The 24418-nt window shown below is 39.3% G+C and carries 17 protein-coding genes; 16 read left to right on the top strand and 1 reads right to left on the bottom strand.

Annotated features, from left to right (window positions below; all coding sequences use genetic code 11):
* Positions 1–87 precede the first annotated feature (87 nt).
* The 9 genes from LOC50_RS06100 (at position 88) to LOC50_RS06140 (ending at position 16353) form a co-directional block, all read left to right on the top strand.
* On the top strand, positions 88–1083 hold the full coding sequence (locus tag LOC50_RS06100; RefSeq protein ID WP_250653803.1) for a WD40/YVTN/BNR-like repeat-containing protein: 996 nt from the start codon (positions 88–90) through the stop codon (positions 1081–1083).
* Positions 1083–3404: an efflux RND transporter permease subunit gene (locus LOC50_RS06105; RefSeq protein ID WP_250653804.1), complete on the top strand. Its 2322-nt coding sequence runs from the start codon at positions 1083–1085 to the stop codon at positions 3402–3404. Before LOC50_RS06100 ends, LOC50_RS06105 begins: the two co-directional genes overlap by 1 nt.
* 210 nt (positions 3405–3614) lie before the next feature.
* A complete protein-coding gene (locus LOC50_RS06110) occupies positions 3615–8456 on the top strand; it encodes an NAD-glutamate dehydrogenase (protein ID WP_250653805.1) in 4842 nt (1613 codons plus the stop codon).
* Positions 8457–8562: 106 nt separating this feature from the next.
* Entirely contained in the window at positions 8563–9573 is a 1011-nt protein-coding gene (gene pyrD / locus LOC50_RS06115) for a quinone-dependent dihydroorotate dehydrogenase (RefSeq protein WP_033103389.1), read from the top strand.
* A gap of 129 nt (positions 9574–9702) precedes the next feature.
* The gene (locus LOC50_RS06120; protein WP_193049184.1) at positions 9703–10233 is read left to right on the top strand and encodes a cell division protein ZapC; all 531 of its coding nucleotides are present in this window, start codon (positions 9703–9705) and stop codon (positions 10231–10233) included.
* A gap of 90 nt (positions 10234–10323) precedes the next feature.
* Positions 10324–12441, top strand: coding sequence for a bifunctional 23S rRNA (guanine(2069)-N(7))-methyltransferase RlmK/23S rRNA (guanine(2445)-N(2))-methyltransferase RlmL (rlmKL, locus tag LOC50_RS06125; RefSeq protein ID WP_250653806.1), 2118 nt, complete (start codon positions 10324–10326; stop codon positions 12439–12441).
* Positions 12434–12673, top strand: coding sequence for a glutaredoxin family protein (locus LOC50_RS06130; RefSeq protein WP_016900376.1), 240 nt, complete (start codon positions 12434–12436; stop codon positions 12671–12673). The genes rlmKL and LOC50_RS06130 overlap by 8 nt, the downstream gene beginning before the upstream one ends.
* Positions 12674–12688: 15 nt before the next feature.
* On the top strand, positions 12689–14602 hold the full coding sequence (gene uup, locus LOC50_RS06135; RefSeq protein WP_250653807.1) for an ATP-binding cassette ATPase Uup: 1914 nt from the start codon (positions 12689–12691) through the stop codon (positions 14600–14602).
* A gap of 11 nt (positions 14603–14613) precedes the next feature.
* Positions 14614–16353: a DUF3466 family protein gene (locus LOC50_RS06140; protein ID WP_054201006.1), complete on the top strand. Its 1740-nt coding sequence runs from the start codon at positions 14614–14616 to the stop codon at positions 16351–16353.
* 97 nt (positions 16354–16450) lie between these two features.
* Here LOC50_RS06140 and LOC50_RS06145 read toward each other — a convergent pair whose 3' ends face one another.
* Positions 16451–16957, bottom strand: a complete 507-nt coding sequence (locus LOC50_RS06145; protein WP_013465022.1) for a DUF2062 domain-containing protein — start codon at positions 16955–16957, stop codon at positions 16451–16453.
* Between LOC50_RS06145 and LOC50_RS06150 the strand changes: the two genes are divergently transcribed.
* Genes LOC50_RS06150 through tcdA form a run of 7 tightly spaced genes read left to right on the top strand, consistent with a single transcriptional unit; the run spans position 16937 to position 24397 of the window.
* Positions 16937–19204 (top strand): DNA internalization-related competence protein ComEC/Rec2, encoded by a 2268-nt coding sequence (locus LOC50_RS06150; protein WP_250653808.1) that lies wholly within the window; start codon positions 16937–16939, stop codon positions 19202–19204. The genes LOC50_RS06145 and LOC50_RS06150 overlap by 21 nt on opposite strands.
* 60 nt (positions 19205–19264) lie before the next feature.
* Positions 19265–21010, top strand: a complete 1746-nt coding sequence (msbA, locus tag LOC50_RS06155; protein ID WP_250653809.1) for a lipid A export permease/ATP-binding protein MsbA — start codon at positions 19265–19267, stop codon at positions 21008–21010.
* Entirely contained in the window at positions 21007–21987 is a 981-nt protein-coding gene (gene lpxK, locus LOC50_RS06160) for a tetraacyldisaccharide 4'-kinase (protein WP_250653810.1), read from the top strand. The genes msbA and lpxK overlap by 4 nt, the downstream gene beginning before the upstream one ends.
* The gene (locus tag LOC50_RS06165) at positions 21977–22174 is read left to right on the top strand and encodes a Trm112 family protein (RefSeq protein ID WP_008112074.1); all 198 of its coding nucleotides are present in this window, start codon (positions 21977–21979) and stop codon (positions 22172–22174) included. Before lpxK ends, LOC50_RS06165 begins: the two co-directional genes overlap by 11 nt.
* The gene (gene kdsB, locus LOC50_RS06170; protein ID WP_250653811.1) at positions 22162–22926 is read left to right on the top strand and encodes a 3-deoxy-manno-octulosonate cytidylyltransferase; all 765 of its coding nucleotides are present in this window, start codon (positions 22162–22164) and stop codon (positions 22924–22926) included. The genes LOC50_RS06165 and kdsB overlap by 13 nt, the downstream gene beginning before the upstream one ends.
* The gene (locus LOC50_RS06175) at positions 22919–23599 is read left to right on the top strand and encodes a TIGR01621 family pseudouridine synthase (RefSeq protein WP_250653812.1); all 681 of its coding nucleotides are present in this window, start codon (positions 22919–22921) and stop codon (positions 23597–23599) included. Before kdsB ends, LOC50_RS06175 begins: the two co-directional genes overlap by 8 nt.
* Positions 23600–24397, top strand: coding sequence for a tRNA cyclic N6-threonylcarbamoyladenosine(37) synthase TcdA (tcdA, locus tag LOC50_RS06180; protein WP_250653813.1), 798 nt, complete (start codon positions 23600–23602; stop codon positions 24395–24397).
* The last annotated feature ends 21 nt before the right edge of the window (positions 24398–24418 follow it).

Raw genomic sequence — 24418 nt, forward strand, 5'->3', positions numbered from 1 at the left:
TCTTTCACATCGCGTTTGTCTATTAACGCACAGGTTTTCCTCTTTATAACAGACAAACAAATCCTCAGTTCAAGGCGAATTTAATTTATGAAGTATTTGGTTTATGCCAGCCTGATCCTAAGCGGTGCGAGTTTTGCACAAGACGCACCTTTAAGTGCGATTAGCGCGATTAATGCAGATAAAACACTCCTTACCGATATCACACAAACCTCAGCAGGGCTCATTGCTGTGGGTAAACACGGTACGGTAATTAAAAGTGTTGATGGTAACAATTGGCAACAAGCACAATCAGTGCCTACACAAGTATTACTAACGGCGGTTGAATTTACTAATGATTCTTACGGCTGGGCATGTGGACATGACGCCACAATTATATATACCACCGACGGTGGTGAAAACTGGCAGTTACAACAAGCAAAGCCCTCACTTGATAAACCCTGTTTAGATATTTATTTTAAAGACGATTTACATGGTTATGCCGTGGGCGCCTACGGTATGTTTTATCAAACCAGTGATGGCGGCGAACATTGGCAAAAACGGTTTTTAGATTCACTGTTATTTAGTGAAGATAGAGCGTACTTAAACGATTTAAAAGAAACCGATCCCGAAGGGTATGAAATAGAAACTTCGTCTATTTTGCCACATTTTAACCGCATAGAACCGACTAGCACGGGTTTAATGCTAGTGGGAGAGATGGGCTTAATGGCAAAAAGTGATGACGATGGCCAAACTTGGCAACGGATAGATGAAATTTACCCTGGCTCGTTTTTTGGTTTTGCTTCTGATTCATCGCAACAAATCGTCGCGGGACTACGCGGTAATATTTTCGTAAATAAAACCGACAGTGGACAATGGCAGCATTTAGAAAATGACAAAACCGCCACTATTAATAGCATTATCAACTACAACAATAAACAATGGCTATTACTGGCTAATAGCGGTGTTATTTTTCATCTAAAAGATGATGAGCTGTCATACGAGCAATTGGCTGATGGTAAAGCAATACTTGATGGTGTAATTGTTAAAGATAGACTTATTATGGCGACAGAAAATGGCATTAAAGTGAAGGAGTTGACCCCTTAATGCAAGCAATTTTAGATTTCTTAGAAAAAGCGATTTTTAGGCACCGCACAGTAGTACTCATAAGTTTTGTGCTAATTACCTGTTTGTTGGTTTTTAAAGCAACACAGATTCAACTTGATGCGTCATTTAATAAAAATATCCCGCTCAATCATGAATACATGAAGGTATACACTAAACATGAGAAACAGTTTGGTGGTGCAAATAGTATTTTAATTTCCGTATGTGACGACAGCGGAGATATTTTCAATCCTGAATTTTTTACTCAATTAAAAGCAGTGCACGATCAGCTTTATTTTATTCCTGGGGTAAATCGTCCTTTAGTAAATTCTATCTTTTCACCCAGTGCCCGTTTTGTTGAAGTTGTTGAAGACGGCTTTGCTGGGGGCCCTATCATTCCAGCTAACTTTAAAGCAGACAAGCAAGGGTTAGGCGTTGTAAAAGAAAACATTGAAAAGGCAAAAGTAGTGGGTCGTATGATAGCAAGCGATTATTCGTGTGCCATGGTCACCGCCCAACTGTTAGAGACTGATCCGCAAACACAAGAAAAATTAGACACCCTCGCGTTTGCAAAAAAATTAGAAACCGAGATTCGTGAACCTTTAAGTACTGATAATATCAGTATTCATATTATCGGTTTTGCAAAAATGGCTGGCGATATCGCTGAAGGCGCAAAAGGGGTTGTTTTATTTTTTGCCATCGCGATTGCGTTTACATTCGTCATGGTATGGCTGTTTTGTGGCAGCTTGAAACTCACTATTTTACCAATTGTGTGTTCTATTATTGCCGTTATTTGGCAGTTAGGCTTATTGTCTAGTTTAGGCTTTGGCCTTGATCCTATGTCAATTTTAGTTCCTTTTTTAGTCTTTGCAATTGGTGTAAGCCACGGTGTGCAGATGATCAACGCCATTGGTAAAAAAGTCACTGAGGGCAAAACGACCGCCGTGTGTTGTCAATCTAGCTTTAGAGCTTTGCTGGTGCCAGGTGGGATTGCGTTGTTATCAGATACGGTTGGCTTTTTAACACTTTTAACTATAGATATCGGCATCATTCGTGAACTAGCTATTACAGCTAGTTTAGGGGTGGCCGTTATTATATTTACTAACCTTATTTTATTGCCTGTATGGGCATCGTATATGCGTTTTGAAAACAGCATCCATATTCAATCGGGTGATACCAACAAACCTAATATACTCGATGCAATGCGCGATTTATTAGTTAAAGCAACTGACCCTAAAACAGCAAAAATGATCATAGGTTTCACCTTGGTTTTATTTGTATTAGGGTATTGGCAAGCGGATAAAATGCGTATTGGTGATTTACACGCAGGTGCGCCATCGTTGCACCAAGATGCACGTTATAACCAAGATACCTTTTTAATATCGGACAAATACACGATTTCGTCTGACATTTTAAAAGTGATTGTGGAAGCATACCCTGCGGCCTGTACAGAGCACGATGTAATGGAACGTATATCGCGTTTTCAATATAAAGTTGAAAACTTAGCGGGCGTGCAGTCAGCGGTGAGCTTAAGTTCAGTGGCACAATCAGTTAATGCTGGTTACAACGAGGGCAATTTAAAGTGGCAAAGTTTGCCGCGCAATTCTGCCAGCTTAGTGCAATCAACGTCACGTGTAGAAACCAGTACAGGGTTATTAAACGGTGATTGTTCGGTAATGCCGGTGATTATATTTTTAGACGATCACAAAGCACAAACAATTGATAACGTGATTGCAAAAGTAAAACAATTTGCCGATGAAGAGGGCACAGATAAACTTGCCTTTAAATTGGCATCAGGGCCAGTTGGTGTTATGGCAGCAACAAATGAGTCTGTTTCAGCAGCGCAAATACCCATGATGCTCTATGTTTACGGTGCAGTTATTATTTTATGCTTACTTAGTTTTAAGAGTGTAAAAGCAACCATTGCGGTGGTATTACCCTTGTACATAGTATCAACCCTTGCACAAGCACTGATGGTACAGCTTGAGATTGGTCTGACTGTTTCAACGTTACCAGTGATTGCTTTGGGTGTAGGTATTGGTGTTGATTACGGTATTTATATTTTGTCATCGATGATGGGGCAGTTAAAACAAAACGTACCATTGAGTATTGCTTATCGTAATGCATTAGTTGAACGTGGTAGTGCGGTGTTATTTACCGGTATTACATTAGCGATTGGTGTAAGTACGTGGATTTTTTCTGATTTGAAGTTCCAAGTTGATATGGGAATTCTGCTTACCTTCATGTTTTTAGTAAATATGTTGGGCGCAGTGTTACTTTTACCTGCAATTGGCAGCTTGCTCTGGACTGACCAGAAAAAATAAGGTGAATAAATTTGCTCCAAAATGGCCAGTAATGGCCATTTATATCTATATTTTGTGAATAGATGACCAAATAGCTGAAATGCTTAAAATGTTTTCATCGAAAAGGCTGTTTATTAGTTTCAAAAGGGTTAGAATTTAACTGACTCCACGCTAATAAATGGCTGTACAAATACTCTGCTAAACTAGCAGTGATAGATTAAGGAACATACAATGACACGAAATGAAGGCCAAGCCTCGGTTATTTTAGATAACGTCTGTAAGCTTATCCAGAAAAAAGTTCGCGCTGATAATGTGTTACTCGTTGAGAAATTCGCCAAAGCCTTGTACAGCAATATGTCTAAAGAGGATTTGGCAAATCGCAACGACAGTGACTTATATGGTGCTGCACTTAGCCTTTGGAATTCGCTAGAAAAAAATACATCAGATGACGCAGTTATTCGCGTTTTCAACCCTGAAGTGGCAAAAGATGGCTGGCAGTCATCGCATACCATTGTAGAGATCATTGCTAAAGATATGCCATTTTTAGTTGACTCTGTGCGTATGGCCATGACACGAGAAAACATTGCCTCTCACTTACTTCTACATAGCCCACTGAAAATTCAGCGTGATAAAAACGATAAAATATCAGGGTTATCAAGCTTAAAAGCAGAGCAAGAATCAACATCAACAAAAACAGTATTTTTTATAGAAATTGACCGTCAAACAGATGCTACTGTTATTGAGTCTTTCAAAAAAGAACTTGAATCTGTATTAGTTGATGTATCGGTTGCAGTTGAAGATTGGCAGCCTATTCGCGAAAAACTAATCGCAGTTAGCAAAAGCTTGCCTAAAAGCCACAAAGATAAAAATGATAACGAAATAAATGAAACCGTTGAGTTTTTAGATTGGCTAGTAAAAGACAACTTTACATTAATGGGTTACCGCCAATATGAGCTGTCGCCAGTTCAAGGTGATTATCAGTTAAAAGGTAAAATGGATACCAGCTTAGGGTTAATGAAAAACTCGGATGCTGAGCATACACGTTTGCTTTCTGAGTTACCTGAAGTGGCTCGTCAAGAAGCACGTAGTAGCAACTTATTAATATTAACGAAAACCAATTCATTATCTCGAGTTCATCGCCCAGCCTATATTGATTATGTGGGTGTTAAGCGTTTTGATGACAAAGGTAATGTGATTGGTGAAGACCGTTTTATAGGTTTATTCTCATCTAACTTTTATAACAACAGCGCTGCTGATGTCCCAGTTCTTAAAAGCAAGATTAATCGCATTATGGATATGTGTGATTTTGCTAAGGGTACACATGCATACAAAGCGGTATTAAATATCTTAGAAACCTATCCACGTGACGAATTAGTGCAAGCTCGCGAACATGAGCTACTTGAAGTTGCTATGGGCGTGTTACAAATTCAAGAACGCGATATGTGTCGTTTATTTGTTCGCAAAGATGCATACGGTCGCTTCCTATCTTGTATGGTGTATGTACCACGTGAACGTTATAACACGGCGCTGCGCCGCGAAACGCAGGCTATTTTAGCGAATGCATTTAATTCTGACGTTAAAGTCGAATTTACTACTTATTTCTCAGAGTCAACACTGGCGCGTACTCATTACACCGTCCGTGTGACCGATAACAATATTGAATATAACGTGAAAGACATAGAAAATAATCTAATTGAAGCCGCTCGTACCTGGGAAGATAAACTCCAATCAGCCTTGCTGGAATCTGCTGGTGAAGCCCGTGGTAACGAATTAAACCGTAAATACTGCAACGCTTTTGCACGTTCATACAAAGAAGAAGTATTACCAAGTGCCGCTGTTGTTGATATTGAAAAGCTAGAAATGCTAAACGATGACAACAAACTTGAGATGTTGTTTTATCGTCCACAAGAAGAGGCGAGCAGCAATATTGTTCGTTTAAGCTTATTCCATAAAGATGAGCCAATTCACTTATCAGATGTGATGCCAATGCTGGAAAACTTTGGTTTACGTGTTGTAGGTGAAACACCTTACTCAGTTAAAACCAGTGATGGTGGCATTAATTGGATCATGGACTTCTCAATGCTGATTGATAGCAAAGGGATGGCCGATTTTGATAAAATTTCCGCACGTTTTCGTGCCGCACTAACCAGTGTGTGGGCAAATCGTTTAGAAAACGATGGTTTTAACCGTTTAGTGTTAATGGGTGGGTTAACCGGTCGCGAAGCATCAATTTTACGTGCGTACGCTAAATACATGCGCCAAATTGGGGTTACTTTCTCGCAAACGTACATCGAAAGCACCTTTGCTAATTACCCACACATCGCGGCTAAAATCGTTAATTTATTTGCTAAAAAATTCTCAGTTAAAAGTCCTGCAAGTGCTAAAACGCTTGAAAAGCTAGGCTTAGAAATTTATGCAGAGTTAGAAAACGTAGCGAACCTCGATGATGACCGTATTATCCGTTTATACGTTGATATGATTGTTGCAACGCTGCGTACAAACTACTTCCAAAAAGATGCTGAAGGTAAGTTTAAGTCTTACATCTCACTTAAAATTCAGCCAAGTTTAATTCCAGAAGTCCCACTACCTGTACCAGCGTTTGAGATATTTGTTTATTCTCCGCGTGTTGAAGGTGTGCATTTACGCTTTGGTAAAGTTGCGCGTGGCGGCCTTCGTTGGTCAGACCGTCGTGAAGACTTCCGTACTGAAGTTTTGGGCTTGGTAAAAGCGCAGCAGGTTAAAAATACCGTAATTGTACCGGTTGGCTCAAAAGGTGGCTTTGTATGTAAACAACTACCTAGTGAGCGCGAAGCGTTTATCAAAGAAGGCCAAGAATGTTATAAAACCTTCATTCGTGGTTTATTAGACATCACAGATAATATTGAGCGCGGCGAAGTTGTACCTGCTGTTGATGTTACTCGTCATGATGAAGACGATGCATACCTAGTGGTTGCAGCGGACAAGGGAACTGCGACTTTCTCTGATATTGCCAACGGCATCGCAAACGAATATAACTTCTGGCTAGGTGATGCGTTTGCATCAGGTGGTTCAGTAGGTTATGACCATAAGAAGATGGGTATTACGGCTCGTGGTGCATGGGAGTCTGTTAAGCGTCATTTCCGTGAAATGGATATTAACTGTCAAACCACAGACTTTACTGCCGTTGCCATTGGTGACATGGCCGGTGACGTATTTGGTAACGGTATGCTGTTATCAAAGCACATTCGCTTGCAAGTGGCGTTTAACCACTTACATATTTTTGTGGATCCAAACCCCGATGCAGCTACTTCTTACCCAGAGCGCGAGCGTTTATTTAATTTGCCACGTTCATCATGGGAAGATTACAACAAAGAGTTAATTTCAAGCGGCGGTGGTGTGTTCTCTCGTGCAGCCAAGTCGATTACGCTAAGCCCAGAAATGAAAAAAATGTTGGGCACTAAAAAAGCGAGCATGACGCCTAATGAATTGATCAAAGCCTCACTTATGATGGAGTTTGATTTATTGTGGAATGGCGGTATTGGTACATACATTAAGCACTCTAAAGAAACAGATGCGGATGTAGGGGACCGTGCAAACGATGCACTGCGCATTAATGGTAAAGACCTTGGCGCTAAAGTCTTTGGCGAAGGCGGTAACTTAGGAGCAACCCAGTTAGGTCGTATTGAATTTGCTGCTAAAGGTGGCCGTGTAAATACTGATTTTATCGATAACGTAGGCGGTGTTGCGTGTTCAGATAACGAAGTAAACATTAAAATCTTACTTAATGGTTTAGTTGCCGAAGGTGATTTAACACGTAAGCAACGTGATGAGTTACTTTACTCAATGACCGACGAAGTATCTGAGTTAGTGCTTAAAGACTGTTATCGTCAAACACACACTTTATCGATTACCCAATCGAAAGGGACCTCAACGCTTAAAGAAAAAATTCGTTTTATTCATGCGCTTGAAAAAGAGGGCAAGTTAGACCGTGCGATTGAGTTTATTCCGACGGATGAGGAGTTAGCAGAGCGTGCTGCCGCAGGCAGAGATTTAACACGTCCTGAGCTTTCTGTGTTGGTCTCTTATGCGAAAATGGTTCTTAAAGAGTCATTAGTAACCGACGAAATTACTGAAAACCCTTACTATCGTCAGTTATTGGTTAAATCATTCCCACGCCCATTACGTGAGAAGTTTAACGATGCTATGAATAATCACCCACTACGCAAAGAGATCATTGCCACTAAGTTAGCAAATAATATTGTTAACGATATGGGCTTAAACTTTATGGTGCGTATGAATGAAGAAACAGGTGCAAACGAAGCTGAGATTGCATTATGTTATTCAATCGCAAGTGAAATATTCCAAATGCGTGAAACTTGGTTATCGATTAGTGATTTAGATAACAAGATACCGTCTAGCGTACAAACAGAAATGTTGTACCAGTTACGTCGTACTGTTCGTCGTGCAACTCGTTGGTTCTTACGTCACCGTACGAAAGCACAAACAATTGAGCAATCAATTGAAGCATTTGCACCTACGTTTGCCGATTTAAGTGAAAACTTAACTAAATACATTGTTAAAGCAGAAAGCGATCGTATAGAAAGTGCACGTGAAGAGCTAACGCAAAGCGGTGTTCCGGTTGAGATTGCTCAGCGTATTGTATCGTTATCAAGCTTGTTCTCTGTAATGGACTTGACACAAATTGCGCAAAACTCTAACCGTAAAATTGATATGGTATCGCACACTTACTTCAAACTTGGTGCGCAAATGGGACTACATTGGTTCTTAGACCAAATTACTAATCAACCTGTTTCAAACCATTGGCAAGCACTTGCGCGTGCTTCATATCGTGAAGAGTTAGATTGGCAACAACGTACATTATCTGAAGTAGTGTTAAACAGCTTTGAAGGTGATAGTAGTGATGTTGATGGTCAAATTGAACAGTGGATGGATAGCCAAGATCTGTTGTTACAGCGCTGGAAACAAATGCTAACTGAATTTAAAACATCGCAAAGTCATGACTTTGCAAAATTCTCAGTTGCACTTAGAGAGCTTATGTTACTAAGCCACAACTGTGATACCTCTGCAAAGTAATAAACTGCAACTGATTAAAATTAATCGTTAAACAGTTTTTTGTTATATAATACCTCAGCCTTGTCTGAGGTATTTTTTTGTCTACAACTTTAAGAGGATTATATTCATGTTTTACGATTTAGCTCGCCGTTTTATGTTTACCCGTGATGCGGAGTGGGCCCATGATTTTGCTCTTAATAACTTACGTCGCTTTGCTAATACACCGTTAAGTGCCGCGTGGTCACAAAGCGTGGCAAATAAGCCTGTGAACTTTTTAGGCCTCGAATTTAAAAATCCCGTAGGGCTTGCCGCTGGTCTTGATAAAAATGCCGAGTGTATTGATGCATTCGCCCAAATGGGGTTTGGTTTTGTCGAAGTAGGCACAGTAACACCGCGTCCACAAGCAGGTAACGATAAGCCTCGTATGTTTAGATTGCCACAGTCGAATGCAATTATTAATCGCATGGGCTTTAATAATAAAGGCGTTGATAATCTAGTAAATAACGTAAAAGCAGCAAAGTATGATGGCATTTTAGGTATTAATATTGGTAAAAATAAAGATACGCCGAATGAACAAGGCAAAGATGATTACATTCACTGTATGCGAAAAGTGTTTGAGTATGCATCTTACATAACCGTCAATATTTCATCACCTAACACACCAGGATTGCGTGACTTACAATATGGCGCAGCATTAGATGACCTATTGCAAAGTTTAAAAAATGAACAGTTAGATTTAATTGCTAAGCATAATAAAAATGTACCTATGCTGGTTAAAATTGCGCCAGACTTAGATCCTATTCAAATTGAACAAGTGAGCGAATCACTATTAACGAATAAAATTGATGGTGTGATTGCCACAAATACCACCCTTGAGCGTAGCCTAGTGCAAGGTCAGCAGTATGCTGATGAAGCAGGGGGGTTATCGGGTGCTCCTGTTAGAGAGCGTTCAACTCATATTGTTTCTGAACTAAAACGTTTAACTAATAATCAATTACCTATCATTGGTGTAGGCGGTATTGATGACGTTCAATCGGCTAAAGAGAAGATGAACGCAGGGGCTGATTTGATTCAAGTTTACACTGGATTTATTTATAAAGGACCACAATTGGTCAAGTCGATCATCAACGGCTTATAAGGATCTTTTATCTAAGCTTTTGATCGTTCGATAAATGTTCTAAAAAGACATTTTAAAAATGGTCAAAATCAGCTATACTCTAAGCTTATCGTCTTATTTACATATTAAGTACTAGGAAGGGAGGAGCATATGTTACAAGCGTCAAAGCAATGGCAGTGGATAGTGTGCGCTAAAAAAAACCGCTTATTGCTAGATTTAAATGACGATATGCAACTATGCACCCCTTATAAACTAAGGCAATTAACGGATTGCACCTTTAAAAACCCTTACTTTAGTTTAGAAGATGCCGCTTTTTATGAGCAGGTATATTATTACCTCGAGCAGTTTAACTTGTGGAACCCTGCGCAATTATGTCAAATAGCGCTTAATGCCACCGCGGTTAAGTTTCAATTAAAGCCCGTTTTAGCTAAGAGTTGGTTTTTTAAACCTTACACGGGTACAACACCTAGTACTGAAGCTGTTATCAACTTGAGCTCTGAATCTCAAACTGGCGAGTTTTTAATTGTGGAGCATTGCCCTGATGCTTCTGTGTGTATTAATTTAAGCGAAACCTTTGCGCTTGACGATAATTTATCACTCTCACAGTTTGAAGTGATCCGCGTACTAAACAACCGTGTTCACCCGCTTATTATCTCACAGTACGATAGTCAAACAGCTTAATCTAATTTAGTTTCCCCACCGTGTTTATGGCGTATTTGTACGCAAACCTATGTTATAATCCCGTGCAATTAGCTATTAAGGGTTTTTACTTTGCAATTTATCGCACTTACTTCTATCGGAATCGAAAATTTATTGGTTGATGAACTTACAGAGCTTGGCGCTACGGTGTCAAAACAAACTGTGGGTTCTGTTCGCTTTGAGGCTGACTCATTGCTAGCGCAAAAGGTGTGTTTATCAACACGCTTTGCTACGCGTGTACTTATGCTTATTGAAGAAAAAGAAGGCGTAAATGACAAAGACAGCTTGTATAAATTTGCACGCTTACAACCCTGGCAAGAGTGGTTTGGGCCTACGCAAACCTTTGCAGTTGACTTTAATGGCACAAACGATTCGCTTAAAAATACACAGTTTTCAGGCTTAGTGATTAAAGATGCGATTGTTGATTATTTTAATGATCTGTATGAACAGCGCCCAAATGTTGATAAGCAAGATGCGAATGTACGAGTGGTTGCACGTTTAAATCGCCATGGTGTTTCACTTTATATTGATTACTCTGGCCCGCGTTTATCAGAGCGTGGTTACCGTCAAGGTCAAGGTAAAGCACCAATTAAAGAACATTTAGCTGCAGCAATTATTAAGCGCAGTGGCTGGCTTGAAAATGTTAATCAGCCTTTATTTGATCCCTGTTGTGGTGCGGGTACTATTTTAATTGAAGCCGCTGGAATGGCGCGTAATGAAGCGCCAGGTCTATTTCGTGAAGGATTTGCGTTTGAGCGTTTACCTAGCTTTAGAGTGGCAAAATTCAAAGAACTTAAAGAGCAGCTTTTAGCAAATATTACCGACCCTAAATTGTGGTTGATTGGCCATGATTACGATGCAAATGTCCTTGATAAAGCCATTGCAAATGCGCAGCGCGCAGAACTTGATACGGTAATTAAGTTTAAACAAAGCGATGCAACTAAATTGACTGCGGTTGCTAAATTGCCGGGTGTTGTTATTTCTAATTTACCTTACGGTGAGCGAATTGGCTCTATGGCTGAGCTGGTTAACTTACATCGCAGTTTAGGTGTTGGCTTTAAAAAACACTTCAACCACTGGAAACTAGCTTTATTAGGCATGGATGAAAGCTTGTTTAAACTGCTTAAATTGGTGAAGCAAAAACGTTATAAATTTAAAAATGGCCCACTTGATGTTGAATTAAACTTGTATCAACTTAATGACAAGCAAGTGAGTCTTACCACGGATGACAAACCGGCTTTAAACTTTGAAGGTTCAATGGCCTTTGCTAATCGCTTGAAAAAGAATAAGCAAGGCTTAAAAAATTGGCTTAAGCAAAATCAAGTACATGCCTATCGCGTGTATGATGCAGATATTCCTGAATATAACGTTGCGGTTGATATTTATGGAGATTCAGCGGTTATTTTTGAATACGCAGCACCAAAAGAAATTGATGAAAAGACCTCAGAGAAACGCTTGCAAGATGTTATTAGCTTAACAGCGCAACAATTGGATATTTCACCTGAAAACATTGCGGTAAAAGTACGTAAAAAGCAAAAAGGTGAAGAACAATATACCCCCATGGCTAAGCAAAACAGAACCATGGTGGTAGAGGAGTTTGGTGCTAAGTTTAAAGTTAACTTATTTGATTACTTAGACACCGGACTATTTTTAGATCACCGTCTTGCACGTCGTTACATTCAAGAAAATGCAAAAGATAAGCGCTTTTTAAATCTGTTTGCCTACACGGGAACAGCGTCGGTTCATGCTGCATTAGGCGGTGCAAAAGCGATTACTACCGTTGATTTATCTAAAACCTACCTAAAATGGGGGCAAGATAACTTTGCACTTAACGATATTAGTAATACGCGTTATCGGTTTGAGCAAGCCGACTGTTTAAAATGGCTAGAGCATGCACAAGGCCAATACGACTTGATCTTTTTAGACCCTCCAACATTCTCTAACTCTAAGCGAATGAAAGATGCGTTTGATGTACAAAATGATCACATTAAGCTGTTAACTTGGGTTAAAAAAATATTGAGCCCATCAGGTACGCTTATATTTTCTAACAATAAACGCGGCTTTGTGATGGACGAAGTAGGGTTAATGGGCTTAGGCTTAAAAGCGGAAAATATTTCAGAAAAAACCTTATCTCTCGATTTTAAACGTAATAAAAAAATTCATAATAGCTGGTTAATTAAACATGGCTAAGTGGGTTTTATATCACACAGACGGTTGCCACTTGTGTGAGCAAGCAGAGCAACTGTTAAAACCGTTACTTTCATCAGCTGATGAATTACAACTTATTGATATTATGAGCGATGACTCCTTAATTTTAGAGTATCAAATCAGTATTCCGGTTTTAAAAAATCAACAAGGCCAGCAATTGTTTTGGCCGTTTACTGCACCTCAGGCGCAGCAGTTTTTAGCGCAAGCAGAATAAGAGTAAAGATTAATTATGGATTTAATTAGAATTTCAAAAGCACAATTAGCCTACGGTACGCACCCATTATTAGATAATGCCGATGCGGTTATAGAAAGCGGTGAACGTGTGTGTATTGTAGGGCGTAACGGTGCAGGAAAATCAACGCTTCTAAAAGTCTTAGATGGCCAAGTAATACTCGATGACGGCGAAATAAACCAAGTCGGTAGTTTAAAAATATCGCGTTTAGAACAAGATCCGCCTAAAGGCGCAAGCGGCACTGTATTTGATTATGTTGCCCAAGGTATGCCGGAAATTGCTAACTTACTGATTGATTTTCATCATGTAAGTACACAATTGCAATCAGATTGTACTGATCAGTTACTCAATAAATTAGAGCGCTTATCAAATAAGTTAGAAGCAGCTGATGGCTGGCGTTTTGATAGTCGTATTCAACTGGTTTTAACCCAACTAGAATTAACCCCCGATGCAAAACTAGAATCACTTTCTGGTGGTTGGTTACGTAAAGTTGCACTTGCGCGTGCGCTAGTGAGCGAGCCTGATTTATTATTACTCGATGAGCCTACCAACCACTTAGATATGACAAGTGTAATGTGGTTAGAGCAATTTTTAAAAGAGTTTAAAGGCGGGATTGTATTTATATCGCATGACCGTGCTTTTATTCGCGCCGTTGCAACACGTATTTTAGATTTAGATCGCGGTAAACTAATTTCTTATCCAGGTGATTATGCCACTTACTTAGAACAAAAAGCGCATGATTTAAAAGTGGAAGAAACGCAAAATGCATTGTTCGATAAGCGTTTAGCAGAAGAAGAAGCGTGGATCCGCCAAGGTGTTAAAGCGCGCCGTACGCGTAACGAAGGGCGAGTTCGTGAGCTTAAACAATTACGTAATGAGCGTAAAAAACGCGTTGATCAAGTAGGCAAAACCGATTTCAATATTGAAACGGCTGATCGTTCAGGTAAATTAGTGTTTGAAGCAAAACACTTAAACCATGCATTTAAAGATAAAATCATTGCTGATGACTTCTCTACTTTGGTTATGCGTGGTGATCGTATTGGATTAGTCGGCCCTAACGGCATTGGTAAAACGACCTTATTAAAGCTTCTATTTGGTGATTTAAAAGCAGACAGTGGCGAAATAAAGCAAGGTGTTAATTTAGAGTTTGCTTATTTTGATCAGTATCGTGAAAAGCTTGATGAAGAAGCGACCGTTCAGGACAACGTAGCTGAGGGTAAGCAAGAAGTGATGATGGGTGGACGTTCTCGTCATGTATTAGGTTATTTACAAGACTTTTTGTTTCCGCCAGCACGTGCTCGTACCCCCGTAAAAGCGCTCTCAGGTGGTGAAAAAAATAGATTACTTCTGGCTAAGTTATTCTTAAAGCCATCAAATATATTGGTTCTTGATGAGCCTACCAATGACTTAGATATAGAAACGTTAGAGTTACTAGAAGATATCATCAATCAATACCAAGGTACTGTGCTGATAGTTAGCCATGACCGTGAGTTTATTGATAATACTTGCTCAAGTGTATGGGCCTTTGAAGGTAATGGTAAGGTAACAGATATCGTTGGCGGTTACAGCGATTATGAAGCCTATACCAACTATTTAGCAGAGCAGCAAAAGCAGCAGCAACAGCAGCCAGTTAAAAAGGTTGAAAAACCAGAGCCTGCACCCGTTAAAAACAATAACAAAGCAAATAAACTCTCTTACAAATTAAAACTTGAACTAGAGCAACTACCTAATAAAATGGAGCAACTTGAAGCTGAACTTGAAAAACAACAAGAACGAGTAAGTCATGAAGATTTTTTCAAGCAAGACAGTGATATAACAGCCAAGGAATTGAACCATTTAGCCCAACTTGAGTCTGACCTTGAAGCCGCTTTTGAGCGTTGGGAAGAACTTGAAGAATTAAAGAATCAGTAGTAAGGAATAAAATGAAATATAAATTACTCGCGGCCAGTGTTTTAGCCACACTGAGTACATCGGCATTAAGTGCAACGTACCAGTTAACCGAATTAGGTGACTTTGAAGCTGCCAAACATACTTATGTTACTGATGTGAGTGAAAACGGCCATATTATAGGTCAAGCTAACGGATTGTTTAACCTACCTATTGATATTAGTTATATCGACTTTACAGATAATATAATAAAGAGCGCATACGACACCGAAGTTAAAAGGTTTGAAAACATTGATAAAGAAATAACCTTTACCCTCGATGATATAGAAAATAATGATGCTGTTTACACTAATGCTGACGCACATACTTTTATGGTTGGCTTTCTATCTTCTCGGTCTGAAGATTTTGAATATCAAAAAATCAGTTCGCTTATTGCTACAAGCTATAATAACGGTTTAATAACTGAGCAGTCTCTTTTCGATGAATCTTCACTTGATTATGATGGGCTAACTCGATCAGTAAGTAACTTTTATACAGGTGTAGCGCAAGACGGTACTACGGTTGGTTGGGGAAGTGCAGCATTTGATAAAGTGAGCTTTACACCAGATGGCGAAACTGATGAAGAAACGTGGTTTACTCGTGAGTTTATAGAGCGCGGAATTTTAATCTCTGCTGGTGGTGTTGAAGTGCCGCTTTTACCAGAATTTACTGAACACGGTGGGACTAGTAAAGCATCTGATATTGTTGCCACTGACACTGGTTACATTGTTGTTGGTAATGTATCGGTCAGTATTCCTGCTGAGAGACAAACCACAATTACAGACAATTGTGATGGCCTTGATGAGCCAGTTATGGCTTGTATCGAGTTAATTAATTCTCGAAATACGCGAGGTGTGTTTAATAAAACAGCGGTTAAATGGACTCTAGACAGCACTTATAATGTGACTTCAACAGAGTTGCTAGGTTTAGCGCTTACTCCGGAAGAAGATGAAGACAGAACTCCATTTAATAGTATTGCATTAGCTGTGAATAGTAATGGTATTGCTGTAGGGTCTTCAGATACCCGAGATATTGACAACGATAATAGAATCTACAGTATGCCAACTTATTTTAAAGACGGTGAGGTAGTTGACTTTATAAACCAGCAAGATGATTGGGAAGGAGGTAAAGCATTTGCAATCAATGATAATGACATTATTGCAGGTTATGCTACTAAACGCATTGAAGGCTCTTTAAGAAACAAACTCTTTTACCACGATATAAATACAAACACGACGGTGTTTCCTGAAGATTATTTTATTAGCTCAAGCTCATATGCAAATGATATTAATAATCAAGGTTATATTGTAGGCGAAGGTGATGTTGGTGATACAGCGAGTACAAGGCGTTCAGAAGCGTTTATTTATAAAATTGGTGATGACAAAATCACTAATCTAAATAATCTACTACCATGTTTTGACAGTGATGGTGAAACTAGCTTTAGTTATAAAATGGTAGAGGCGAAATCAATCAACGAAAATAATGAAGTATTTGGTGTGGCAACTAAAACGGTTGAAAAATTAGACTCACTAGGTGAGGTCATAACCGACATAAATGGTAACATTCAATATGAAAGTGTTGCTGTTGCAGTAAAACTTTCACCGATTGCTAATGGTGAAGTTGAAAATTGTAAAGCCCCAGATGCAGAGTTTTATGAACGCAGTTCAGCGAGTTTTTCTTGGTTTGGTTTATTATTACTACCACTTGTTGGTTTAAGACGTGTATTTAGATTTTAAATGAGCTTAAATCGTTAAAAAGAAGGACTAAAAAACCCAACTTGTTAAGTTGGGTTTTTTTTGTCTATAGTAATGTAAGCATTTAAGGGAAGAGAGGCTAATTATTTCTCATTCCCCATGCCCGCCTTACAGAGCGGCGCCAAATTAGATCTATTCCAAAGTAGCCAATAACACTGGCGATAGAGGCGCATACCAAAGAACCGACTAAGAATGCAGGGCCAATTGTCGTTAAGCTTTCTATAAACCATGCCCAACTGGCTTCGAACGCAAAGTGTTGTTCAGGTTGATTAAGTACTAATGTACCAACAAGGTAGGAGCCGTAAAAAATTGGCGGCATAGTCAGTGGATTAGTGATCCATACTAGCGCAACAGAAATGGGTAAATTAACTCTCAAAATTATCGCTGCGGCAGCCGCGAGCACCATTTGAAAAGGAACAGGGATGAAAGCAAAAAAGAGCCCAACAGCAAAAGCACCTCGTGCCGAACGTCTATTTAAATGCCAAAGGTTAGCATCATGTAAAAGACGGCCAAATATTCTTAGCGATTTGTGATGTCTAATTTTATTTGGATCGGGTAAAAACCGTTGGATCGTTTTTTTAGCCATTTAAAGCAACCATTTACTTCTGTGTGGATGAGTCTTGGGTTTGTTATCGGAGTTGTTGTTACCGTATTTTATTACCAAACCCTTGAATTTACAGTTATCACAATTTCAATTCTCATTGTGAGCACGTATTTTAAGCCGTTTTTAACTGTATTGTTAGGCTTTATTTGCGGTATTTGCTGTGTAGCGGCACATTTTATCTTGTTTTATTCATTTGAATTACCTAATGAGCACGAAAAATATGCTTATTTAGTCAATGTTGTTGTCGAAGAGGTTATTTCTTCAACACCTCCACAATACGTAAAAGTGAAAATAACCCGTTTGGAAGATAGCGAATATAGTCAGTTTAGAGCACCTAAAGCCTTATTAAGTATTAATTCAACACAACCTATTCAGCCAGGTGATGCTTTTACTGCTCAAGTTAGGTTAAAAAATTTTAGGGGGATTAAAAATTTTACTGTGTTCGACAGTCAACTCTATGCCTTTACACAAAAAATAGCGTTTAAAGGCACAGTATTAAATAAGCAGTTAGCGATTTACAACCGCCCACAAAATAATCATATTGCGGCTTATCGGACTTATGTCAAAAAGCTCGTAAGTAGTGCTGAGCTTAATTGGCTATATTACGTGCTCTTAACCGGAGACAAGTCGTTAATGACCTTTGAGCATAAACAATTAATGCAAAGTCTTGGGTTAAGTCATTTACTGGCTATTTCTGGATTGCATATCTCTTTGGTTTTCGGCTTTTGTTATTTTGCAGTGCGCTGTTTTCTTAAGTTGATTAAGCCTGAACTAAATCAATCATTAAATATTGCTATGTTTTATAGCGCTGCTGGCTTTGTTGCCGCTTTTATTTATGTTTACTTGAGTGATTTTATTATTTCGGCAACCCGCGCCTTAATTATGTTGGGTTGTTATTTGTTGCTTTATTATTTAGCGAAGCAATCGCTTAGATGGCGAAGTATTTTATATGCGTTGGTTATTATTCTAGCAGTTAATCCATTTAGTTTGCTTAATCCTGGCCTGTATTTTTCTTTTTTAGCGGTATGTATTATTTTTATGGTTTTAAAACAGTTTCCGCTGCTAGGTCATTCATTGTTAGCCAATATTCGCACTCTTTTTGTTATTCAACTGGGATTATTTATTGGCTTATTACCGCTGTCATTATATTTTTTTAATGGCGTGAGTTTAGCAGGTTTAGTTTTAAATCTTGTCGCTATTCCCATTTTATCTTTTGTATTAATGCCTGCTTTATTTTTAAGTGTGTTGCTAGGGTTATTAACCGACTGGCATGCGTTTATTGTGTTATATGATTTTCCACTGACCTATATTTATCAAATGTTGCTGGCAATACCGCAGCACATACGTTGGCTTAATGTTGGTCAGGTAAGTATAACCACTGTGGTGCTGCTTTATAGTGTCGTTCCTTTACTTTACTTTATTAAGCTTCGCGTACTGGCGTGTATTCCGCTTTTGACTTTACTGTCTAATTATTATTTTACGCAATCTAGCCTTTGGCAGTTGAACGTATTTGATGTAGGCCATGGCCTAATGGTTTTGATAAAAAAAGACAAACATGCGTTTATTTATGATTTTGGCCCGAGTTACTTTAATCGCTTTAGTCGTGTGCCTAGTGTATTGCTACCCTATATTGACGCCCATAATTTAACGGTAAGTACCGCGATTGTTAGTCATCAAGATAACGATCATGCCGGAGGTGTTGCGCATTTTAAAGCGGCCGGTTATGCATGGAGTTTTGATTATTTTCATCCAAATGGTGTATATAACGACTGTATAGCAACAACACTCGATTTTAATGGGTTGAGTATTCAAACCTTTGCTAAAGAGGAATTTAATAATAGTAATGATAATTCCTGTATCGTTAAAATCTCAGCGGCAAACTATAGTGTGCTACTTAGCGGTGACATATCAAAAACGCGAGAGTCGCAATTAATTAAAAAGAAAGATGATTTACAAAGTACCGTTTTGATAAGCCCACACCACGGCAGTGACAGCTCCTCGAGTGACGAGTTTATTAAGGCAGTAAACCCAACGATTGTGATTCATTCAAGTGCCTATCAAGGTCAGTGGCAATTTCCAAGTAAAGCGGTAGTTGAGCGTTACAATAAAATAAACGCCAAACAATATAGTACCGGTGATGTAGGACAAGTTAGGGTTGATTTTTATGCTAAGCACCTTGAGCTTACTACAGCGAGGGCGCAGGAAAGTTATTGGTTTATCAAAGATTGACGTTTTGTTTTGCTGTTGCTAAGGATACAATAGAGGCTGTCAGTGGTTTTAGAGAGTGTTATGGATCAAAGTACTACACAAATTTATAAACGGCTTGTTTCTTACGTTGGTGCCTATAAGTCGGTTGCCATCGTCGCAATTATTGGAATGATAGGTTATTCAGGTATGGATGCATTATTTATCCAACTGATGAAGCCGTTTATCGATGAAGGTTTAAATGAGCGTAATAGTCAGGTACTTACTTATGCGCCATTTGTGGTTATTGCGTTGGTGATTGGGCGTGGCGTATTTAATTTTATGTCATCGTACTGTTTAAGCTATGTTGGTTCGCAGGTAGTGCGTGCGCTTCGCCAAGAACTATTTGAGCATATATTACATTTGCCGGTATCGTTTCATGATAAAAACTCGAGTGGCGACCTTATTTCAAAAATTACCTTTGATACAGAGCAAGTACAGCAAGCGATTACCAAAGCACTGCTTATTGTAGTTCGTGAAGGCGCTTTTGTGGTGTTTTTACTAGCAGTTATGTTTTATACCAGCTGGCAATTATCGTTAATCTTTTTAGTTATTATTCCATTAGTGGCTATTATAGTGGCGGTGGTATCTAAACGTTTTCGTCATATATCTAAAAATATTCAGTCTGCGATGGGGCAAGTTACCCGCAGCTCAGAGCAAATGCTCAGTGGTCACAAAGTGATCCATGGCTTTGGTGGTCAAACTCAAGAAGTCGATCAATTTTCTAAAATTAATAATCATAATCGCCAGCAACGTATCAAAATGGATGCGACTAAGGCGTTAAGTGTCTCTATCATTCAAATTTTAGCCGCCAGTGCAATGGCCGTTATTTTATGGGTGGTGTCTATGCCCTCAATGATAGACAGTATTAGCTCTGGGGATTTTGTAGTGCTCATTTCTTCGATGATGATGTTACTACGCCCGTTAAAACAGCTTGCCAATGTGAACAGCGATTTACAACGCGGTATTTCAGCTGCGCAGAGTGTATTTTTAGTGCTAGATGAAGAAATAGAAAAAGACACGGGCACCTTATCGGTTGATAAAGTTAAAGGTCATATTGAGGTAAAAAATGTCACCTTTAAATACCCAACCAAAGACGAGCCGGTATTAAATAATTTGTCGATGACTATTAAAGCGGGCGAGAGCATTGCGCTTGTTGGCCGCTCAGGCTCGGGTAAATCCACCATATCAAACTTATTACCTCGCTATTATGATTTAGAAGCGCCCAGTGAAATATTACTGGATGGTATTGCTTTAAATGAATATAAGCTCACCGATTTACGTCGTCAATTTGCTTTAGTATCGCAGCAAGTAGTGCTTTTTAATGACACGATTGCAAATAATATTTGTTATGGCCTCCAACGTGATGTATCGATGGAAGAGCTCCATACTGTGGCTAAACAAGCTCATGTGTGGGAGTTTGTTAAAGATTTACCGGAGCAACTTAACACTATTGTTGGTGAAAATGGGGTGATGCTTTCAGGTGGTCAACGTCAACGTATCGCGATTGCTCGCGCAATATTAAAAGATGCACCAATTTTAATTTTAGATGAAGCGACCTCGGCGCTCGATACTGAATCAGAAAAACTTATTCAACATGCCCTCGATACATTAATGAAAGACAAAACGTCTATTGTAATTGCGCATAGGTTATCGACTATAGAAAATAGTGACCGCATTTATGTAATAGACAGCGGTCAAGTTATTGAAAGTGGTACCCATACAGACTTACTTGCTAACGATGGCACTTATTCTGCGTTATGCAAAATGCAGTTTGGTGAGCAAGGGTGAGTAAAATAGAGCAAAGCTGGTATAAACCTTTTAGCTTAATTACGTTATTGCTATTACCACTGTCCGCTATTTTTGGCTGTATTTCTTTGCTGCGTAGATATTGCTATAAGTTCGGTATTTTTAAGTCATTTGTGAGCAATACGCCGGTTATTGTAGTTGGCAATATAAGCGTTGGCGGCAATGGTAAAACGCCGTTTGTGTTGTGGCTTTATGATTATTTAACTGCTAAAGGCTTATCTGTTGGTTTAATTAGTCGGGGTTACGGCGGGCAAGCAGCTCATTACCCATTATTAGTGACTGCTAATACGACTACTTTAGAGGCTGGTGATGAGCCGGTGCTTTTATTTAACCGTTTACAGTGCCCATTAGTGGTTGGCCCTAATAGGCAACACAATATAGAAAAGCTCAACGCAAACTTTAAGCTTGATGTGATCATTTCTGATGATGGCATGCAGCATTACAAAATGGCACGCAGCATAGAATGTTGTATTGTTGATAGCGAAAGAAAATTTGGTAATGGTTTGCTAATGCCCGCAGGGCCACTGCGCGAAACCGTCTCTCGATTAAAGAGCGTAGACCTAGTAATTGAAAATGGCTCTGAGGATGAGTTTAGTTATCGCTTGCAGCCATCGGTTATTAAACGCGTTGCCGATAACACGGATATAGCGACGCATTTAAAGGCTGCGCATGCGGTGAGTGCTATTGGTAACCCAGGTCGTTTTGAGGCTTCACTGCAAGCACAAGGTATTAAATTACTGTCTACACATCATTTTCGCGATCATTATGCTTATAGCGCTGATGATTTCGCTCAATTTGGCGATGACTGTGTATTAATGACAGAAAAAGATGCGGTTAAATGCCGTGATTTTGCAAAGCCTAATTGGTATTACCTGCCTGTTGATGCTCAACCAACAGCGGCGGTAATAAACACATTAAATTTACTATTAAAAGAAAAAGGGATCCATCATGGCCTTTGATACGAAGTTACTCGAAATTATTGCTTGCCCCGTGTGTAAAGGTAAGTTGCGCTTTGATAAAGAAAACCAAGAGCTGATCAGTACAGCTGCAAAGCTTGCTTACCCGGTACGCGATGATATTCCGGTATTACTTGAAAATGAAGCCCGAGAATTGTCTCTTGAAGAGGTAGAAAAGTGGAATTCGTAGTTGTTATTCCTGCACGTTACGCTTCTACTCGTTTGCCAGGTAAACCACTTGCTGATATTTGTGGCAAGCCAATGATCCAACATGTCTATGAAAAAGCGTGTTTGTCGGGAGCGAGTAAAGTGGTTATAGCCACCGATCATCAAAAAGTATTTGATGCGGCTAAACACTTTACCAATGATGTATTGATGACTCGAGAAGATCATCAATCAGGGACTGAACGGTTAGCAGAAGTCGTTGATTTACTTGATTTATCAGATGATACTATCGTGGTTAATGTGCAGGGCGATGAACCGTTATTATCCCCTGATAACGTGTCACAAGTGGCTACATTATTAGCGCAATCAACCGCGCCAATGGCAACCCTCAGTGTTGCCATTGAAGAGCGTGATGAGGTGTTTAACCCTAATGCGGTTAAAGTGGTCAGCGATATCAATAAAAATGCCTTATATTTTTCAAGAGCCAGCATTCCATTTGATAGAAGCGCCATGATGGCAGAGCAGCAACCACTTAACTTAGCGCCTTTTCAACGCCATGTGGGTATTTACGCGTATCGCGCTGGCTTTATAAAGCAATATATTCAATTATCGGTATCACCATTAGAAGTTTTAGAGTCACTAGAGCAGCTAAGGGTGCTTTACCATGGCTATGCGATTAAAATAGAGCAAGCGGTGGTGACCCCTCATGCTGGGGTTGATACACCAGAGGATTTAGCTAAAGTCGTTGCGCATATTCAAAGTAAAGCGCGTGAATAAAGCAGATACGCCTGTGTTAAAGGTGCAATACACGCACGATGATTTTTATATTATAACTAAACCTGCAGGGCTTAATTTTCATTCAGAAGAAAGCCCTGGTTTTGTGTTTCTTGCTGAGCAACAACTAAACGAAAAATTGTTTGCGGTTCACCGTCTAGACAAAGTGACTTCAGGGCTGATCATATTAGCGCGGCATAAAGACGCTGCGGCAAAGTTTACCCAGATGTTTACTGAGCATACTATTAATAAATTTTATTTAGCTGTAACTGATTCTAAGCCTAAAAAAAAGCAAGGTTGGGTTAAAGGAGACATGGCGAAGTCACGTCGGGGTACTTTTAAACTATTAAACTCGCAAATAAATCCCGCAATTACGCGGTTTTATTCATTTAGTTTTAAAAGTGGTTTTAGAGCTTACCTATTAAAACCCTATTCGGGTAAAACCCATCAGCTAAGAGTTGCTTTAAAGAGTTTGGGAGCCCCCATAATGGGTGATGCGAGTTATGCAGGCAGCCCTGCAGAGCGTACCTATTTACATGCATTTGCGCTGGATTTTTTATGGAAAGGGCAAAAAATACAACATACCCTGTTGCCAGAATCTGGTGAAGAGTATGCGCAATTGATAAAACATCAAGATTTTAATTCTTGGCAAACGCCGTGGAAACTGGATTGGTAAATGAGTGAACAAGTAACTGATATCCGCTTTGGTGGTATTAAACGACTGTATGGTCAACAGCAATTTGAGTGGTTACAGCAAGCACATTTTTGTGTTGTGGGTATTGGTGGTGTAGGCAGTTGGACTGCTGAAGCACTAGCGCGTACCGGCGTAGGTAAAATCACCTTAATTGATTTAGATGATATTTGTGCAACTAATGTAAATCGTCAAATTCATGCCTTAACAGGCACAATAGGGGAAGCTAAAGTTGATGCGATGAAAACTCGCTGCAAGCTTATCAACCCTGAGTGTGTGGTGAATGTGATTGATGACTTTATTAGCCTTGATAATATTCAAGAACATATTCAAGGTTTTGATTATGTAATAGATTGTATTGATGCGGTTAAAGAAAAAGCGGCGTTAATAGCTCACTGTAAACGTAATAAAATGCCTATAATTACAACTGGCGGTGCAGGTGGTCAAACCGATCCGAGTCAAATTACCTTTGGCGATGTGGCGAAAACCACTCAAGATCCATTACTTGCAAAAGTGCGTTACATTTTGCGTAAACAATATAATTTTAGTTCAAACCCAAAACGTAAATTTAATATTGACTGTGTATATTCCACTGAACAGCTTGTTTACCCAGGTATTGACGGCAGTGTGTGTCATGCGAAGCAAAATGCTGATGGCAGTATGAACATGGATTGTAATAATGGCTTTGGCTCAGTGACGATGATCACCGGTAGTTTTGGTTTTTTTGTTGCCGCTAAAGCGGTTCAAAAATACTTAGACAAGCGTGCGCGTCTAAATACTTAGATAAAGTGTTTTGGTTTAATA

This window comes from Pseudoalteromonas sp. SCSIO 43095 (assembly GCF_023650455.1).
GTDB lineage: Bacteria > Pseudomonadota > Gammaproteobacteria > Enterobacterales > Alteromonadaceae > Pseudoalteromonas > Pseudoalteromonas tetraodonis.